Source organism: Aromatoleum evansii (genome assembly GCF_045689615.1).
GTDB classification, from domain to species: domain Bacteria; phylum Pseudomonadota; class Gammaproteobacteria; order Burkholderiales; family Rhodocyclaceae; genus Aromatoleum; species Aromatoleum evansii.
Map to the genome: position 1 here is coordinate 2,057,476 of NZ_CP141259.1, position 15,909 is coordinate 2,073,384.

20 protein-coding genes are annotated in these 15,909 nt (G+C 66.1%); 2 read left to right on the plus strand and 18 right to left on the minus strand.

From position 1 onward, the window contains the following. Positions 1-729, plus strand: coding sequence for a DNA polymerase III subunit epsilon (dnaQ, locus tag U5817_RS09415; RefSeq protein WP_407280555.1), 729 nt, complete (start codon positions 1-3; stop codon positions 727-729). A gap of 130 nt (positions 730-859) precedes the next feature. On the opposite strand, the gene U5817_RS09420 is transcribed toward dnaQ, so the two are convergent. Together U5817_RS09420 and mutS are read right to left on the minus strand one after the other, a co-directional pair. Then, positions 860-1,615: a fused MFS/spermidine synthase gene (locus tag U5817_RS09420; protein WP_407280556.1), complete on the minus strand. Its 756-nt coding sequence runs from the start codon at positions 1,613-1,615 to the stop codon at positions 860-862. Further along, positions 1,612-4,152 (minus strand): DNA mismatch repair protein MutS, encoded by a 2,541-nt coding sequence (gene mutS / locus U5817_RS09425; protein ID WP_407281044.1) that lies wholly within the window; start codon positions 4,150-4,152, stop codon positions 1,612-1,614. The genes U5817_RS09420 and mutS overlap by 4 nt, the downstream gene beginning before the upstream one ends. Before the next feature lie 255 nt (positions 4,153-4,407). On the opposite strand from mutS, the gene U5817_RS09430 reads away from it, so the two are divergent. Next, a complete protein-coding gene (locus U5817_RS09430) occupies positions 4,408-5,703 on the plus strand; it encodes a tyrosine-type recombinase/integrase (RefSeq protein WP_407280557.1) in 1,296 nt (431 codons plus the stop codon). 2 nt (positions 5,704-5,705) lie between these two features. Here U5817_RS09430 and U5817_RS09435 read toward each other — a convergent pair whose 3' ends face one another. From U5817_RS09435 to U5817_RS09510, 16 genes are all read right to left on the minus strand, one after another. Beyond that, the gene (locus tag U5817_RS09435; RefSeq protein ID WP_407281046.1) at positions 5,706-6,701 is read right to left on the minus strand and encodes an integron integrase; all 996 of its coding nucleotides are present in this window, start codon (positions 6,699-6,701) and stop codon (positions 5,706-5,708) included. Between the two features lie 62 nt (positions 6,702-6,763). Then, complete coding sequence (locus U5817_RS09440) at positions 6,764-7,138, minus strand: hypothetical protein (RefSeq protein ID WP_407280558.1); 375 nt, start codon at positions 7,136-7,138, stop codon at positions 6,764-6,766. 80 nt (positions 7,139-7,218) lie between these two features. Continuing rightward, complete coding sequence (locus tag U5817_RS09445) at positions 7,219-7,500, minus strand: hypothetical protein (protein WP_407280559.1); 282 nt, start codon at positions 7,498-7,500, stop codon at positions 7,219-7,221. Positions 7,501-7,562: 62 nt separating this feature from the next. Further along, positions 7,563-7,904 carry a hypothetical protein gene (locus U5817_RS09450; RefSeq protein WP_407280560.1) on the minus strand — a complete coding sequence of 114 codons (342 nt, stop codon included), beginning with the start codon at positions 7,902-7,904 and terminating at the stop codon, positions 7,563-7,565. Positions 7,905-7,921: 17 nt separating this feature from the next. Further along, positions 7,922-8,179, minus strand: a complete 258-nt coding sequence (locus U5817_RS09455; RefSeq protein ID WP_407280561.1) for a helix-turn-helix transcriptional regulator — start codon at positions 8,177-8,179, stop codon at positions 7,922-7,924. Then, complete coding sequence (locus U5817_RS09460; RefSeq protein ID WP_407280562.1) at positions 8,176-9,735, minus strand: DNA cytosine methyltransferase; 1,560 nt, start codon at positions 9,733-9,735, stop codon at positions 8,176-8,178. The genes U5817_RS09455 and U5817_RS09460 overlap by 4 nt, the downstream gene beginning before the upstream one ends. Beyond that, complete coding sequence (locus tag U5817_RS09465; protein ID WP_407280563.1) at positions 9,732-9,962, minus strand: hypothetical protein; 231 nt, start codon at positions 9,960-9,962, stop codon at positions 9,732-9,734. The genes U5817_RS09460 and U5817_RS09465 overlap by 4 nt, the downstream gene beginning before the upstream one ends. Further along, complete coding sequence (locus tag U5817_RS09470) at positions 9,959-10,447, minus strand: hypothetical protein (RefSeq protein ID WP_407280564.1); 489 nt, start codon at positions 10,445-10,447, stop codon at positions 9,959-9,961. The genes U5817_RS09465 and U5817_RS09470 overlap by 4 nt, the downstream gene beginning before the upstream one ends. Continuing rightward, entirely contained in the window at positions 10,444-10,632 is a 189-nt protein-coding gene (locus U5817_RS09475) for a hypothetical protein (RefSeq protein WP_407280565.1), read from the minus strand. The genes U5817_RS09470 and U5817_RS09475 overlap by 4 nt, the downstream gene beginning before the upstream one ends. Before the next feature lie 3 nt (positions 10,633-10,635). Beyond that, positions 10,636-10,758, minus strand: coding sequence for a hypothetical protein (locus tag U5817_RS09480; protein ID WP_407280566.1), 123 nt, complete (start codon positions 10,756-10,758; stop codon positions 10,636-10,638). Further along, complete coding sequence (locus U5817_RS09485; protein WP_407280567.1) at positions 10,755-11,177, minus strand: helix-turn-helix transcriptional regulator; 423 nt, start codon at positions 11,175-11,177, stop codon at positions 10,755-10,757. Before U5817_RS09485 ends, U5817_RS09480 begins: the two co-directional genes overlap by 4 nt. Then, complete coding sequence (locus U5817_RS09490; protein WP_407280568.1) at positions 11,174-11,860, minus strand: hypothetical protein; 687 nt, start codon at positions 11,858-11,860, stop codon at positions 11,174-11,176. Before U5817_RS09490 ends, U5817_RS09485 begins: the two co-directional genes overlap by 4 nt. Next, complete coding sequence (locus tag U5817_RS09495; RefSeq protein WP_407280569.1) at positions 11,842-12,630, minus strand: hypothetical protein; 789 nt, start codon at positions 12,628-12,630, stop codon at positions 11,842-11,844. The genes U5817_RS09490 and U5817_RS09495 overlap by 19 nt, the downstream gene beginning before the upstream one ends. Further along, positions 12,627-13,316 carry a DNA translocase FtsK gene (locus U5817_RS09500; protein WP_407280570.1) on the minus strand — a complete coding sequence of 230 codons (690 nt, stop codon included), beginning with the start codon at positions 13,314-13,316 and terminating at the stop codon, positions 12,627-12,629. The genes U5817_RS09495 and U5817_RS09500 overlap by 4 nt, the downstream gene beginning before the upstream one ends. After that, positions 13,313-15,070, minus strand: coding sequence for a YqaJ viral recombinase family protein (locus U5817_RS09505; protein ID WP_407280571.1), 1,758 nt, complete (start codon positions 15,068-15,070; stop codon positions 13,313-13,315). Before U5817_RS09505 ends, U5817_RS09500 begins: the two co-directional genes overlap by 4 nt. Beyond that, a complete protein-coding gene (locus tag U5817_RS09510) occupies positions 15,067-15,903 on the minus strand; it encodes a recombinase RecT (protein ID WP_407280572.1) in 837 nt (278 codons plus the stop codon). Before U5817_RS09510 ends, U5817_RS09505 begins: the two co-directional genes overlap by 4 nt. Positions 15,904-15,909 lie beyond the last annotated feature (6 nt).

The following is a 15,909-nucleotide window of genomic DNA, read 5'->3' on the forward strand; positions in this document are numbered from 1 at the left end:
TTGAGACAGATTGTCCTGGATACGGAAACCACCGGACTCGACTGGCGCAATGGCGACCGCGTGATCGAGATCGGCTGCGTGGAGCTGCTCAACCGCAACCTGACGGGGCGGCACTATCACGTCTATATCAACCCGGAACGGGGGATCGACGCCGAGGCGATCGCGGTGCACGGCATCACCGAGGAATTCCTCGTCGACAAGCCGAAGTTCCGCGACATCGTGGTCGACTTCATGGATTTCGTGCGCGATTCGGAACTCGTGATCCACAACGCGAGCTTCGACGTCGGCTTCCTCGACCACGAACTGTCGCTGCTGGGGCATCCGAAGCTGGGCGCCCTGTGCACGGGCGTGATCGACACGCTGAAGATGGCCAAGGAGCAGAATCCGGGCAAGAAGGCTTCGCTCGACGCGCTGTGCGACCGCTTCGAGATCGACAACGCCGCGCGTACCCTGCACGGCGCGCTGCTCGACGCGGAACTGCTGGCCGAGGTCTATCTGGCGATGACCCGCGGGCAGGAAAGCCTGATGATGCTGCTCGACGACGAGCCGGCGATGGGCGGCCTCGACGCGAGCGGCAGCCCGATCGAGCGGCCGCCGCTGCGCGTGCTGCGTCCCACGGCCGACGAACTCGCCGAGCACGACAAGGTGTTGCAGGACATCAGCAAGGCCAACAAGGGCGCCTGCATGTGGATTCCACCGGCGCCGGCCGAGGAAGTGCCCGCGGCCTGAATGGTGGCGGGGAATTCGCAGGACCCCTAGGGCGGGAGGAGCGCAGCGCATCCCGCCGGACAGCGCTTGAGTCGGAGCGGCCGATCATGCGGCGGATAACGCTTTCGGCTCATCCGCCCTGCGAAGGGCCTTAAAGAATCAAGCGCCCGCCCGGCAGGCTTCCGGCCTGCTCGAGCCGGGTGACGGTGGGGCCGAGGTCGAGGCCGGTCTTTTCCTTCAGCGCCTGCGCGCGTTCGCGGAGTTCGGTCACCGGAATGTCGATGCGTTCGCCTTCCGCGCCGAAGGCGACGACGTTGCCGCTGTCGCAGGACGGAAAGGCGATCGCGCGGTCGTCGAAGGCGGTGATGATGCGCTCGACGCTGGCGCGGAAGCCGCGCGAGCGTCCGAAGAGGTTCACGGACATCAGCCCCTGTTCCGACAGCCGTGCACGGGCCGCCGCGTAGAACGGGGCAGTGTCCAGCGCGCCGGCGCGGGCATTGCGATCGAAGCCGTCGACGAGGATCAGATCGAATTTCCGCTCCGTCTCCATCACGTAGCGCACGCCGTCGCCGACGTGGATCGCGAGCCGCTCGTCTTCTTCCGGCAGCTTGAAGAACTGGCGTGCTGCAGCGACGACGCGGGGTTCGATTTCGATGACCTGGATGCGGGTTTGCGGGCAATGGTGATGCAGGAATCGGGTGAGGGATGCCGCACCGAGTCCGATCACGAGCGCGGTGCGCGGCCAGTCGCCGGCGTCGCGCAGCAACAGCCCCGCCATCATCTCGCGCGTGTAGGCGAGTTCGAGCGCGTTGGGGCGGCGGATGCGCATCGCGCCCTGCACCCACTCCGAGCCGAAATGCAGGTAGCGGACGCCGCCGTCCTCGCTGATGTCGATGGGCGTGCTCATGCCGTCAGCTTCTTCAGCGCGTACAGCTGTTCCAGCGCTTCGCGCGGGGTGAGGCTGTCAGGGTCGATCTCCGACAGTGCGGTGAGCGCCGGGTGCGACAGCGGCTCGTTGTCCGGCTCCGGCAGCATGGCGAAGAGGTCCGGCTGCGGGCCGGCGCCGACTTCGCGGTTTTCCAGTGCGCGCAGGCGGCGCTTGGCGTCGCGGATCACCGAGCCGGGAATGCCGGCCAGCGCCGCGACCTCGATCCCGTAGCTCTGGCTCGCGGGGCCTTCCTCGACGGCGTGCAGGAAGACGATGCGGTGCGCGTGCTCGACCGCGTCGAGATGGACGTTCGCGCACTCGGGGTAGTCGGCGTTGAGGCGCGTGAGCTCGAAGTAGTGGGTCGAGAAGAGCGTCAGGCAGCGGTTCTTTTCGAGCAGATGGCGAGCGATCGCGAACGCCAGCGCGAGGCCGTCGAAGGTCGAGGTGCCGCGGCCGATCTCGTCCATCAGCACCAGGCTCTGGTCGGTGGCGCCGTGCAGGATCGCGGACGCCTCGGTCATTTCGACCATGAAGGTCGAACGTCCCGAGGCGAGGTCGTCGGAGGCGCCGATGCGCGTGAAGATGGCGTCGAGCGGGCCGATGCGCGCGGCCTGCGCGGGCACGAAGGCGCCGACGTGGGCGAGCAGCGCGATGAGCGCGACCTGGCGCATGAAGGTCGATTTACCGCCCATGTTCGGGCCGGTGATCATCAGCATGCGGCGCGTCGGGGCGAGGCTGCAGTCGTTGCCGATGAAGTTCTCGACCTGGCGCTCGACCACCGGATGGCGGCCGCCGACGATGTCCATGCCGGGCTGGTCCGAGAACTGCGGGCAGACGTAGCCGTAGCGCACGGCCGCCTCGCCGAAGGCGCCGAGGCCGTCGAGGCAGGCGAGCGAGCGGGCGATGTGCTGCAGTTTCGGGATGTGGGCGGCGAGCTCTTCGAGCAGGGCCTCGTAGAGCATCTTCTCGCGCGCGAGCGCGCGCTCCTGCGCGGACAGCGCCTTGTCCTCGAAGGCTTTCAGCTCGGGCGTGATGTAGCGCTCGGCGTTCTTGAGCGTCTGGCGGCGGCGGTAGTCGTCGGGCACCTTGGCGGCGTTTGCGTGGCTGACTTCGATGTAGAAGCCATGCACCTTGTTGAACTCGACCTTCAGGTTGGCGATGCCGCTGCGTTCGCGCTCGCGCGCTTCCAGCGCCAGCAGGAATTCGCCGCAGTTGCTCTGGATGCCACGCAGTTCGTCGAGTTCGGCGTCGTAGCCGGTGGCGATCACGCCCCCGTCGCGCACCGCCGCAGCAGGTTCGGGGGCCACCGCGCGCACGAGCAGGTCGAGGGCGGCTTCCGGGACGCCGAGCCCGCTTGCGAGTTGGGCGAGGAGGGCGGACTGCGGACGGCCGAGCGCGTCGTGCAGTTCGGGCAGGCGCGCGAGGCTGTCGCGCAGCGCGGCGAGATCGCGCGGGCGGGCGCTGCGCAGCGCGATGCGTGCCGTGATGCGGTCGACGTCGGCGACGCCGCGCAGGGCCTGGCGGGCGTTCGCGAGCATGCGCGCGTCGCCGGTGTCGTTGCCGATCAGCTCGGCGACGGCGCCGTGGCGCGCGGCGGCGTGGTGACGGTCGCGCAGCGGGTGGTGCAGGGCGTGGCGCAACCAGCGCGAGCCCATGCTGGTGATGCAGGAGTCGAGCAGCGACAGCAGGGTGGGCGAGGGTTCGCCGCGCAGCGTCTCGGTGAGTTCGAGGTTGCGCCGTGTCGCCGCATCCAGCCGCAGGTATTCCGATTCGCGTTCGACCTTGAGGCCGGTCACGTGCTCGAGGCTCTGGCGCTGAGTGCTGCGCGCGTAGTCGAAAAGGGCTGCGGCGGCCCCCAGCGCGACCGGCATGTCTTCGACGCCGAAGCCCGTGAGGTCGCGCGTGCCGAAGTGGTTGGTGAGCAGCCGCTCGCCCGTTTCCCCTTCGAACTGCCAGTCGGCAAGGCGGCGCAGCACCGGCGATAGTGCCTCGACCAGCGGCAGCGCGAGACCGTCGGGCACCAGCACCTCGGCGGGGCGCAGGCGTTCGAACTGGGCCTGAAGCTGCTCGGCGGGGCACTCCATCACGCGCAGGTCGCCGTTCGCGAGGTTCAGCCACGCAAGGCCGAGCACGCCGCGATGCAGGTTTGCGGCGAGCAGGAGCGAATCGGAGCGATCGTCGAGAAGCGCCGCGTCGGTGAGCGTGCCCGGGGTCACGATGCGGCTGACCGCGCGTTCCATCGGACCCTTGGTCGTGCCCGGTTCGCCGACCTGCTCCGCGATCACGACCGATTCGCCAAGCTTCACGAGCCGCGCGAGGTATTGCTCGACCGCGTGGAAGGGCACACCGGCCATCTTGATCGGCTGCCCCGCGGATTGCCCGCGCGTCGTCAATGTGATGTCGAGCAGCCGGGCGGCCTTCTCGGCGTCCTCGAAGAACAGCTCGTAGAAGTCGCCCATTCGGTAGAAAAGCAGCGTGTCGGGGTGCTGCTGCTTGATCCCGAGGTATTGCTGCATCACGGGAGTATGACTCGTTTCGCGCCCGCTCGTAACATCTTGTTTTGCCGTCAATTTACAGCCTAGCCCGTTGTTTTGTATGTGAATCTGCGCGGCTCTCCGCTTTGTGCGGAATAGCGGCATCGCTCGTCTAAACTTGCCAACACTCGGCAGATTGGCGTAGCTTTTCGGCTTTCCAGAACCCGACCTTACGCCGGCCCTCCAAATCCGAGGTTACGCCGGGACGGTAACGTCATAGCCGAAGTTACGCCGATCATGGTCTTCGACGCGCGCGCCATCAAGCTCCTGCCTGCGGGCGAGCATCTTACCAGCCCTGAATTTCCCGGGCTGCGGATCGTCTCCACGGAGAGCGGCCGGGCGTGGACCTATCGGTACAAGAGCCCCGTCGACGGGCGCATGCGGCAGACGAAGCTCGGCGACTGGCCAGCGATGTCGCTGCATCTGGCCGTCGCGGAGTGGGATCGACTGCGCAAGGCGCGGGACGCTGGAGAAGACCCGGCGCTCGCCGCGAAAGAGGCGCGGGCAGAAAAACGCCGGCAGGCCGACGCGGCGCGCCAGAAGGCCGCGGCGGATGCCTATACCGTGCTCGACGTGTGCAACGACTATTTCGCGGGACACGTTCGGATCACCCGGCAGCGGAAGGGCGCAACCGAGATCCGGCGCATGTTCGATACGATGCTCGGAGAGTGCGCGAGGCTACCGGCCGCAACCATCACCCGTAGCCAGGCTTTCGACCTCATCCGGTCAATTGCCGAGCGTGCCCCGGTGCAGGCGCAGAACCTGCGCTCGGAGCTGGGCGCGGCGTGGGATTACGCCATCGATTCCGGGAGGCTCCCGGATACCGCCGCGAACTGGTGGCGGCTCATCTTGCGCGGCAAGATCAAGAGCAGGGGAAAGAGGATCAACGGCGAGCACGTCGGCACGGCGAAGCGGGTGCTGACGGCAGACGAGACGGGCGCGATCATTCGCTGGCTGCCGAACTTCTCTTCGCTCGTCGAGGACGTGCTGACGCTCTACCTCTGGACGGCGACACGCGGCGCGGAGATCTGCGGCATGTGCGGCAGCGAGCTGCGCGAGGAAGCGGACGGAATCCTCTGGTGGCAGTGCCCGAAGGCGAAGACGAAAAACGCTCGGCACGAGAACGCGACAGATCTGCGCGTGCCGCTCTTCGGGCGTGCGCGCGCCGTTGTACTGCGGCGGAAGGACCTGTACGGGGCAGGGTACTTGTTTCCAGCGAGGACTAAGGAAGTGAAGCCGGTGGAGCAGAAGACGGTCCAAGTCGCCGTCTATCACCATCAGCCCTATAGCCGCACGCGGCCGGATGAGCCGCGCCCGCGGCTACCGGTGACGCATTGGGCGCCGCACGATCTGCGCCGCACGGCGCGGACTATATTGGCGGCGATCGGGTGCCCGAACGAAGTCGGCGAGGCGGTGATCGGGCACATGCAGCCGGGAATTGTCGGGACGTACAACCTGCATTCCTACGACGCCGAGCGGGTCGAATGGCTCAGACGGCTGGATGCGCACCTGGAGACATTGGCGCGTAGGTAGCGTCAGGCGATCCGATCCAGCGGGCTGACGGTGCCGCGTCCGCCGCGGTTCAGCACGTGGGTATAGATCATTGTCGTCTTCACGTCGGAGTGCCCGAGCAGCTCCTGAACGGTGCGAATATCGCTGCCGTTCTCCAGGAGGTGAGTCGCGAACGAATGTCGAAGTGTGTGTGGATGCACCAGTTTCGGGATTCCGGCCTTCTGCGCCGCGGCTTTCACGGCCCGCTGGATGACCCACTCGCCGACATGGTGACGCCGATAGGCGCCCGTGCGCGGGTCGGTGCTGTAGCTCGCAGCGGCGAACACGTACTGCCATGCCCATTGCTGTGCTGCGGCCGGGTACTTGCGCTGGATGGCGTCGTGCAGTTCGACATCGGCGTGACCGGTGGCGAGGTCGCGATCGTGCATCATGCGGCGGGCCTGCAGATGGTCGCGCAGCTCTTCGACCAAGCTGGCCGGGATCATCGTCACGCGGTCCTTGTCGCCCTTGCCCTGGCGCACGATGATCTCGCGGCGCTCGAGGTCGAGATCCTTGATCCGTAGGCGCAGGCCTTCGAGCAGCCGCATCCCGGTGCCGTACAGCAGCTTGATGATTGTCCCGGACGTGCCATGCACATGGCGGAGTAGGGCCTGTGTCTCCCGTTGAGTGAGCACGACCGGGATGCGCTTGCTTTCGCGAGCGCGGGTGATGCCATCGATCCACGGTAGATCGATCCCGAGCACGCGTTTGTAGAGAAACAAGACCGCGTGCAGTGCCTGATTCTGGGTCTTCGCGCTCACGTTCTCCGCGGTTGCGAGGTGTGACAGGAAGGATTCCACCTCAGCGGCGCCCATCTCGCGAGGTGAGCGCTTACCGTGGAAGAGGATGAACCGCCAGATCCAGTGGCAGTAGTTTCGCTCGGTCGAAAGGGCGTAGCGGTTCACCCGGAGCGTCTCGCGCACGTGAGCCATCAGACCGGGCTGCTGTGCCGCCGCGGCGGGTGTCGCGTTTCGTTCGATGGTTTCAAGCATGGCAAGGGCTCAGGGGTCGCAGTGGAACGTTAACCGACGATTTCTCTCTGTTAATTGGAGTTGGGCGTCAGGTCGTCGGCGGTCACGAGCTTCTCGCGATGCTTCCCGACCACAAGCCAGTATTGGCTGGGGTCCGCATGCTTCTCCACCCACGCATGCAGAAACTCTTTCAGTTCCGCCTTCGCCTCGGGCGTCACCGCCGGGTAGTCGTCGGCAATCTCGCCAACCTCTTCGTACAGCCTCTCGCCCATGTCTTCGAGTAGCTGTTCAACCGAAACCACGTCGCTGGCCTGCATGCGCCGGCAGTCGGCCTCGTAATAGACGGCGCCCTCTTCCATGCGCCCTTCGTCCTCAAGCGTATCGAACACGTCCCCGACGCTGGTGAGGTTGAATTCCTCTTCATTGACGCTGTAGCAAAGTTCCATCGTTCTCTCCTTCGGGCAAACGCCCAACTCGTCATTCGAGCGGGACGCCTATCGGCGCCCCTCAACTTGGTTGTTCGCCGTCACCGGGTCGGCCCACGGTGCTGCACCGGGTTCGGTGCGGGGCCTCCCGTCTCGCGCGAGCCAGCCGGAACCACCTCGGCTTCGACGCGCACGAGCTGCGGCTCATCAAACGTGTAGCTCTCCGGAACCTTGCCGTCCTTGTCGATCGGCGGCTGAACCGTGATTCGCATGCAGCCGTTCAGCCACTCCGTTTTCGCCACTGCGATCCCCTGAAATCCGGTCACGGCATCCCGCACCTTGTCGCCCAGTTCAACCGCGTTGCGCTTCTTCGTTCCAAACATCGTGTTTCTCCTCAACTGCCGGGCATGCCGGCGAACAAGTTCATCGAGCGGACCCACAACTGCTACGCAGTTGGGGTCCGCTCATGGCCGGCGTTGGCAGGCGATGTCGGCTGCGCAAGCCGGTCTGCCAGTGCCACCATCCTCTCGTACTCCTCGCGCGCTTCCTGCTCGTCTTCGCCCCACTCTCCGTTGAGCGTGTGGCATTGCCGCAGTGAAGCCGCCTCAATGCGCAGTACTGTCGCCGCCTCCTTGCAAACGTCCAGGCGTTCAGCCGCGAGTTTTCGTGCGAATTCGCGCAGCGTGAGAGTGTTGAACGTGTAGGTGTCGCTGTGATGCGGGTCGCCGCTTTTCTTGTATCGCCAGCATTCCCTGCGCGCGAGTGCTTCGATTTCGTCGTTTGTCATCGTCACTCCGTAGAAACTCAAGCAGCCACCTTCCGCGGCTTCTTCGCCCCCGTATTCGGCGGCGGCAACAACGTCGACGTCGGCCGGCTTTCGGCCCATTCCTCGATCTCACGCAGGAGCCATCCGACGCGGCGGCCGGACAGCTGGCGCGGCTCCGGGAACAGCTTCTGCCGGACGAGTTCCTGCACCGTCGTGGGCGACAGCGAGACGGCCTCGGCGGCGGTCGGGAGATCGACGTAGATGCGCTTGACGGTGGTGATGGGTGTTGCGGTCATGCTTGAATCCTCCACGCCTTCTCGTGCTCGAAGTTCGCAGCGACCAGCGCCTGAGCGACCGGAGGGCAAACCGAGTTGCCGCACATCCGCACCTGGGCCGACTTGGTGAGGCTCAGGCCCTGCGTCGGGTCGTCGCCGATGATGTAGTGCTCGGGGAAGCCCTGTGCGCGGAACAGTTCGCGCGGGGTGAGCATCCGCATGCCGATGTCCGCGATCTCGTATTGCTCGCCGGCGACGGTGACGAGGCCATAGCGGTCCTTCGTCGTCACTGTGTGGAGCGGCTCCTCCAGGCGAGGATCCTGATCGGTGCCGTAATACTTCACGAGGAAGGCGCGGACCTCAGCGTGGTGCATCCCGCCTGCGCTGATCGTGTGCAAAGGCTCGTCGGTGCCGGCCGTGCTGCTGGTCCCGCGCAGCTTCACCAGGTGCGAGGCGACGAGTGCGTTGTGATCCTGGCTGGTCACGGTATGCAGCGGCTCGCCGTGCAGCGAATGCCCGACGACGCCCCCGTAGTGCTTCGCCATGAAGGCCGCGACGAGCGCGTGGTGTCCGCCCTTCGTTTCGGCGCAGATCGTGCGCAGCGGTTCGTCCGCAGGCATCGATCGCGGCGAGGATGCATTCGCACATTCCGTCAGCACCGGCGCGACGAGAGCATGCTGGGAGCCCTGCGCCGTGACGGTCCAGAACGGCTCACCTGCGCTGCGCGTTCTCGGCGCTTGGCCAGTGCGTTCGCCATTCCGGGTATTCACGATGAACGGCTCGGCGGCCTCCACGACGTAGCGCATGATGCCCTTCGCGATCCGGCGCAGCGTCGCATCCGCGAGCGGTCGGGAGCGCTCGAAAATCGACGGGCAGGGGATCGTCCAGTCGATGCACTCGGCGGCGGTCCGCCACGGCTTACGATGGCCCGCGAGCACCTCCCGGCTGTGCGGGTGCCCGTGCGTCGGCTCGGGCCAGCGGATCGGCAGCCCATCGCGGCGCGCAATCATGAAAAAGCGTTTGCGGATCGTCGGCGCGCCGAAGTCGCAGGCGCGCAGCTCGCGCCAATCCACCGCGTAGCCTTGACGGCGCAGGGCGTTCGTGAAGGACGCGAACTCGCGGCCCTTGCGCTTCGGGCAAGGGCGCATCGTCCCGTCCGGCTGCTCTACCAGCGGGCCCCACGTCGTGAACTCCTCGACGTTCTCCAGCATGATCACGCGCGGGCGCTTCACGGCTGCCCAGCGCAGGGCGATCCACGCGAGGCCGCGGATGCGCTTCTCGACCGGCTTCCCGCCCTTGGCCTTGCTGAAGTGCTTGCAGTCCGGCGACAGCCACACCAGGCCGACCGGCCCGGTGATCTCGCGCGGATTCACATCCCACACCGATTCGCACAGGTGCTTCGTGTGTGGGTGGTTCGCCGCGTGCATCGCGAGCGCTTCCGGATCGTGGTTGATCGCGATATCGACGGGGCGGCCGAAGGCGGCTTCGAGGCCGGTCGACGTGCCGCCACCACCGGCGAAGTTGTCGATGATCAGCTCGTCGGGGAGCAGTTGGAGGGTGAAGAGGTCGCGCTTCATGCCGCCTCCGCAATCGGATTGTTCTCGAGCACCGCCGGCGTATGCTTCGCGCGGCGGGTCAGGTGCCAACCATGGCAGTGGTGGCACTGATAGACGTAGAGGCGCGGCGCGTTATGATACCGGTGTATGGCATCCATTCCGGCTGCTCGTGCCGCGAGTTCGTCCGCATAGCGCCGCTTGGCACGGCAGTTCTTCAGCGACTTGCTCTTGATCGGCGGGGCGGTCATCCCTGCGTCCTCCGTTCGCGCACAAGGTCCTTCGTGACCTTGGCGTTCGCGTCGAGAGCGTTCTGGAAGAGTTCCGCCGGCTGCCTGTTCCAGAAGTCGCGACTCGTCTCGACCAGCGCATGCAGGGCGTTCAGCTCGGCGGCATTGCACCCGAACTTGCCGGTTTTCTGCTCGCGGTCGCGGATGGACTTCAGCGCTTCCAGCGCGATCCGCGTGACCTCGCGCACGGCTTCGTGATCCGCCTTCACCGTGGAGGTCTCGATCTTGTGGCAGGCGGCCAGCATCAGGACATTGCGGCTGTCGGACAGGACATTCCAGTGCCCGCCGCGAGCGTAGCTAAACCGGAAGGCGTCGACGGCCGTGCGCTCGAGCATCTCGATCTCGTCGTACTGGCCGATCATGTGGCGGCCGTGCTGGATGTTCTGCAGACGAGCCTGCCGGGATTCGTCGCGGCGGTTGAGCATGTGGGAGAGGCGGCGGTTCATTTCTGCTGTTCCTCCTCGCTGATGGCGATGAACCCTTCCGACTCCCTGCCCACCTCTCGGCAGTACCGGCCTGCCCACGGCGTATTCCGGTCCATGTCGGTTACCGCGGCGTGCCGCAGGCATTCGGATTTGCGGGCACAGTTTTCACCCATGCACCGGCAGTAGTCGTATGGCAAGGTCTGCATGACCTATCCTCCAAACGCCAGCGACAGCACTTCCGCGAGCCCAGTCCCGACCAGCATCCCGATCAGCCCGACCCCGCCACCCGCCGCGAACAGCACGAGCGCGGCCTTCACGAGCTTCCATTTCATTCCTCATCCTCCTCGGTATCCTCGACCAGCTCCCACAGCGCCGTGCGGCCGATGCGTTCCATGCGCAGCACGCCGAGCTTGCGGAGTTCGGTCAGCCGTTCGCCGACCATCTCTTCCATCCAGCCCGTCGCGTCCGCGATGTCGGAACGGCGCATCGCCTGTCCGGACTCGGCCATCAGGCGCACGATCTCCTGCCGCTGCTCTCGGGTGCGGATCACGGCCGGGTGCGCATTCGAGGCCGGCGGCAGGTCGGGCAGCTTGGCCGGGTTGATGCGCATGCGGTGGGTGCGCACCGGGGCGCAGGCGGGACGCGAGATCGGGCGAGCAACGCCGAAGAGCATGGCGAGTGGGCCGGTCATGGTCGGCTCGGGTTCGGTGGCGGGTCGCGCTGCGGATTCGAGTTCGGCGAGGAGGGTCATGACTGCACGCTCCGGAATTCGATGACCCAGACCCACGGGTTGACGTCCCATGCGCCGGCGCCGTTGATCTGTTCCCATATGCGCCGGTAATGCTCGTCCGGCGTTGCGGCATAGGGGTAGCCGGCGATTGATCCGTGACCGCCAGTGGCGCCTTCGGCGATGCAATCGGCCTGGCTGATGTCATGCAGCCGCTCGACACGGACGGCGGTGACTTCGAGGAGGATGCGCGAGGCCCAGCGTGGCATGTGGATACCGGGGCGGAGCTTTCCCGGCGTCGGCATATCCGCAGGCGGCGTGCAAACGGCGAGCCAGTTGTCGCGATTGCCGTCTGCTTTGTACTGGATCGGCGCCCACGGTTTCGGATAACCGGCGGAGATGCATTTCACGCCGATCGCGGCGGGGCTGTCGGCGTCGAACGAGTTGAGGAAGCGAAACGCCTCGCGCACCCACAGCCGGTCGCCGGGCTTGCCGTAGGGGCAGTGCATCGCAATGTCTCCGACCTTCGGCAGCAGAAGGCCGCCGAGCGGCCGGCTCAGCCACGCGCCGCACAGATTTCCTTGCTCGCTGACCTCCGGCTGCGGCTTCACAGCGCGCCGCGTCTGCGTCTTCGTACCCGCAAGGATCGCGCGCACCATCGGCGCGCTGAACAAAATCGGCCGCTCTTTCATTTCGCCGGCCTCCACACGGCGCCGCGCTTGGCGCTGCCGACATGCACCAGGGCGAACACTTCGCCGCGTTTCGAGCCGTTGGAGGCGGCAGCCATCGCGGACTTCACGGCGCTGTCGTGCCCGGTGAAACGGCGGATCGGGCGCTTCGGCGCGATGACCGCGTAGCTGTCGATCTGGCTCGCGCAGAGCCCCTTGGCCGTCGGCTCGCCGCCGGTGGTGATGTGCTCGAGCTGCTCGCGCAGGGCTGCCGAGGTCTGTCGCTCCACGCCGAGAAGGTGCTCGAGCTTATCGGAGAGGGCATGGGCGTTGGCGAGCTCATCCCCCGCCTTTACCGTATCGCCGGAGTCTCGCGAGAAGATGCGCTCCATGCCGTCGCGGATCACCGCTGCAGCGTGCTCGGCAAGCTCCACCTCCGTCATGGTTTCCGGGTCGCGCTCGACGACGAAGGGCGACAGGCGCTGGCGGATCTCGGCGAGGTCGGCTTTAGCGTCGCGCATCGTGCCTACTTCGTCACTTTTGGCCTGCTCCGGCACGCTTGCCTGAACGTCCGCCTCGCCGCCTTCGCTGTCCGCTTCGTCCGGAACGTCCTTCGCGATCGGCCGCAGCAGTCCGTACCGACCGTCGTAGCGCCCGCGCCCGGGGATGTGCTCGATCTGCCCGACGCCGGCCAGCCGGCGCAGTTCTGCGCGCACGACCGGCTCGGCGTGCCCGGTATCCCGCATGATCTCGCGCACGGTCATGAGGGTATGGGAGGCCTCGAGGGCCTGTTCTACGGTGGTGGTCATGCTGCGATTACCTCCCGAGTTCCGTCCGCATTCATTGCGGACACGATGCCGTCGATCTCCATCTGTTCGAGGAGGCGCGCGGCGCGGTTGTAGCCGATGCGAAGGCGCCGCTGGATCAGGCTGATGGATGGGCGGCGCTGTTCGAGGACGACACGCTTGGCCTCTTCGTATGCCGAGTCGTCACCCAGTAGGTCGCACAGGCGGTCGTTCAGGTTCGTGAGCACACCTTCACCCTCAGCCCCCTCTGCGCCGAAGTCCAGTTCGTCATTCGCCGGATCGAGTTCGATGTCCATCTCATCCTGCAGGTACTCGGCGATGCGTGCGACCTCGTCTCCGCTCGGCTTGAACGACACCTGGAACGTCAGGCGGATCTGGTACGTGTCCTTCGGCTGCAGGCGGAATTTCTTCACCTTGCAGCCGTAGTGCGTGCTGCCAGCGATGACGGCGCGGTAGTTCTCCAGTTCGTTCGAGAACTCCACCGGCTGCAACATCAGGTTGCGCACGGACCCGCCCGGCAGGAACAGGAGATCGGAGAGCATCGGCTCGAAAAAGCTGCAGATGTCGTGCGAGACGATAGCCTCGCACTTGATGTCGACGGCGAGCTCCTTCTCTTCGTCGGGGCCTTCCTTGCGCGTGTTCAGATGCGTGATCTGAACCTTGCCGAGGAAGCGGAATTTGGCGCTCATGCTGCCTCCCGCATCTGTCCCGATACCGCCGACAGATGCCGAACCAGTGCAGCGCAGATGCGCGACACATCCGACTCGCGGTAGAGCACGGCTGCGCGCTCTTTGCCGACCGGGTGAAACCCGATCTGCGCGAGGCCGGCGGCGTCGATCTTCACCGGCGCGAGTCGTGCATTGATCTGGCCGAGGGTGATCTTCTCGTCGCTTTCTTCGGAGACGGCAGCAACCACGATCTCAGGCTTTTCCGCCGGCTTCGCCGCTTGCACAGTCGCTGCGTCACGCTGCCGGCGCTGCTCGGCTTCGATGAACTCTTGCTGCCGGCGCAGTTCCGCACGCTCGGCGTCAAGCTTCGCCTGTTCGGCTGCGCGGGCTGCCGCGGCCTGACGATCCATCTCGGCCTGCGCTTCGCGGGCGGTGCGCTGCGCCTTCGCCTCTTCTTCGGCACGGATGCGCTCGCGCTCGGCGGCGAGCCGCTTTTCTTCAGCCTCGCGGCGGGCATTGACGCGCATCGCGAGCAGGGCGGCGAAGTCCTCGGTACTCTTCGTGCACACAACGGCGAAGTCCGGCATCAGGCTCATGTCCTCGACCGTCTTCCGGTTCGCGTCGATGCGGTCGGCGACGGCGTTGCATTCCACCTTCGCATTCGCGAGGAGCGTCCCGACCTTGTCGCGCATGCTGTCGAGCGACTTCAAGCCCTTGACTGCTTCGCCGAACATCTGCGGCGCGTACATGCTCGACGGGATGGATGCCGGGGCGATGCGGGCATTGAGCTGCTGGACGTGGGCGACGAGCGCCTGGTGCGCCTGCGTGACGATCTGCAGCTTCCGAGCTTCCTTCTCAGACTTCACCAGCCTGTCGAGCGTCAGGCGCTTCTGGCGGGCCTCTTCCTTGATCGCGTCGATCGTGCGGAAGAGTTCGTCGATGGTGGCCGTCTGCGAAAGGGCGTGCTGCTTGGCCGCGTCCAGTCGGTCCTCGACTTCCTTGCACCATTTCACCGTGCGCTCGGCGTCGGCGAAGTCCGCGTCGGTCTGCAAGTCGGTCTTGATGCCAGAGAACACCGCGAGGGCATGCTCGCGGAAGGCTTCGAGATTCGAGGCCGTCACCATGCCGGTCACTTCGATCCGCAGGGCGGGCAGCGCTTCCGGTGCGCAGCCGACCGGGGCGGCTTCGGCGGCAGGCTCGGGCACGTACTCGGCGAGGTCGCGCTCGAATTGCTCCCACCCCGCCATTAGGCGAGCGATGCGTTCGGGCGTCGTGCGGTATGCGCACCACACAAAGCGCTCCGTTGTGCCGTCCGAGACAACGAAGATGATCTTCTCGAAGCCGAAGACGGCGATCTGCTGGTCGAGTTGCCAGCGGTGCGACTCTGGCACGATGCCGTCGCGAACCTGGGCGGCGAGCTCTTCGTTCCAGAGTTTGTGCTCGAAGCCGGTGTCGTAGAGCATCGTCGCGCCGTCGGAGCTGGCCAGCAGGCGGCCGGTATCATCGGTGGCGACGATCGGATACAGGTCCTCGCCGGTGATGTTCTGCTCGACCAGCAAGCGTGCCATCGCTTCGGCGGCGTGGCCGTCATCGAATCTGCGCTGCGTGGCGGGGTCGACGTCCGGGACGATCCCGGTCGCCTTCTGGCGCAGCAACTCGCTGCGGGTCATGTACGGGCTCACGCCCATCATTGCGGGCGCTTCGCTAGCGTTGAAGCACTTCGCGCGGGCGGAATGCCACTCGGGCGTGCCCTGCTGCACGTTGATGATGATCATTGCGCTGCCTCCGCTTTGTCGTAATCTCCGAGCCAGCCATCGTCGCCGGCAGGCGCCTCGCCGGCCGGTTTTGGTTCGTCCTTGGGTTGTGCAGCGTCGCGAATCGAGGCTTTTTGGGCTTCGGACAGCGTGTATTTGCTGCTGATAGTGGCGATCACGCGGTCCGGCGTCGTGCGACCAGATTGCATGGCGCCAGACCATGCGCCGATGTTCGCCTTCAAGTCGGCGTCGGAATAGGCGGGCAGGGCCTTCGGCTCTTCGCGCTTCGTCTCGACGACTTCGGCGGCGCCCATGTCGCGCTCGATCGGGGTGTCGCGCGCCTCTTCGGAGGAGATCAGGCCGCGCAGCGCATCCGGGAACGCATCGCGCAGCGCGAAGCCGCGGGCGCGCATCTGCAGCATCCGCTTCGGGTATTGCGTCCAAGGGCCTTGCTTGCCGGTCAGGCCGGCGCGCTTGGCGTCTTCCATCGAGAAAACCTGCGTGACTTCCGGCTCGCCGCGGCGCTTGATGGTGCAGGTTGCGACGTTGCCGTCGCACTCTTCCTTGATCCACTCGAAAGCGGGGTGCGACTTCACCAGGCCGAGCATCGCATCGCCCCACAGGCTGGGGCGCCCGTTTATGACGGCGATGGACTGCATGGCCTGCATCGGCTGCAGGCCGAGTTCCATGCCCCACTGGATGGCGACGAGGCAGTTTCCCGGCTTACCGACATAGTCCTTCGGCACGAGGACGGAACTCGCCAGCATGTCGGCGAAGCGCATGGCCTCATCGAGATCCTTCGGGGCGAGTGAGAAGTTCTGCTTTTGCGCTTGCAGCGCGGTGACGTTGCTCATGGCAAT

Coding starts and splice junctions, on each gene's coding strand:
- U5817_RS09485 (WP_407280567.1), bottom strand. CDS start 11,177: ATGACCCTCCTCGCCGAACTCGAATCCGCAGCGCGACCCGCCACCGAA.
- U5817_RS09420 (WP_407280556.1), bottom strand. CDS start 1,615: ATGAGCACGCCCATCGACATCAGCGAGGACGGCGGCGTCCGCTACCTG.
- U5817_RS09480 (WP_407280566.1), bottom strand. CDS start 10,758: ATGAAATGGAAGCTCGTGAAGGCCGCGCTCGTGCTGTTCGCGGCGGGT.
- U5817_RS09455 (WP_407280561.1), bottom strand. CDS start 8,179: ATGACCGCAACACCCATCACCACCGTCAAGCGCATCTACGTCGATCTC.
- U5817_RS09445 (WP_407280559.1), bottom strand. CDS start 7,500: ATGTTTGGAACGAAGAAGCGCAACGCGGTTGAACTGGGCGACAAGGTG.
- U5817_RS09450 (WP_407280560.1), bottom strand. CDS start 7,904: ATGACAAACGACGAAATCGAAGCACTCGCGCGCAGGGAATGCTGGCGA.
- U5817_RS09460 (WP_407280562.1), bottom strand. CDS start 9,735: ATGAAGCGCGACCTCTTCACCCTCCAACTGCTCCCCGACGAGCTGATC.
- U5817_RS09500 (WP_407280570.1), bottom strand. CDS start 13,316: ATGAGCGCCAAATTCCGCTTCCTCGGCAAGGTTCAGATCACGCATCTG.
- U5817_RS09510 (WP_407280572.1), bottom strand. CDS start 15,903: ATGAGCAACGTCACCGCGCTGCAAGCGCAAAAGCAGAACTTCTCACTC.
- U5817_RS09430 (WP_407280557.1), top strand. CDS start 4,408: ATGGTCTTCGACGCGCGCGCCATCAAGCTCCTGCCTGCGGGCGAGCAT.
- U5817_RS09505 (WP_407280571.1), bottom strand. CDS start 15,070: ATGATCATCATCAACGTGCAGCAGGGCACGCCCGAGTGGCATTCCGCC.
- U5817_RS09495 (WP_407280569.1), bottom strand. CDS start 12,630: ATGACCACCACCGTAGAACAGGCCCTCGAGGCCTCCCATACCCTCATG.
- U5817_RS09440 (WP_407280558.1), bottom strand. CDS start 7,138: ATGGAACTTTGCTACAGCGTCAATGAAGAGGAATTCAACCTCACCAGC.
- U5817_RS09475 (WP_407280565.1), bottom strand. CDS start 10,632: ATGCAGACCTTGCCATACGACTACTGCCGGTGCATGGGTGAAAACTGT.
- mutS (WP_407281044.1), bottom strand. CDS start 4,152: ATGCAGCAATACCTCGGGATCAAGCAGCAGCACCCCGACACGCTGCTT.
- U5817_RS09465 (WP_407280563.1), bottom strand. CDS start 9,962: ATGACCGCCCCGCCGATCAAGAGCAAGTCGCTGAAGAACTGCCGTGCC.
- U5817_RS09470 (WP_407280564.1), bottom strand. CDS start 10,447: ATGAACCGCCGCCTCTCCCACATGCTCAACCGCCGCGACGAATCCCGG.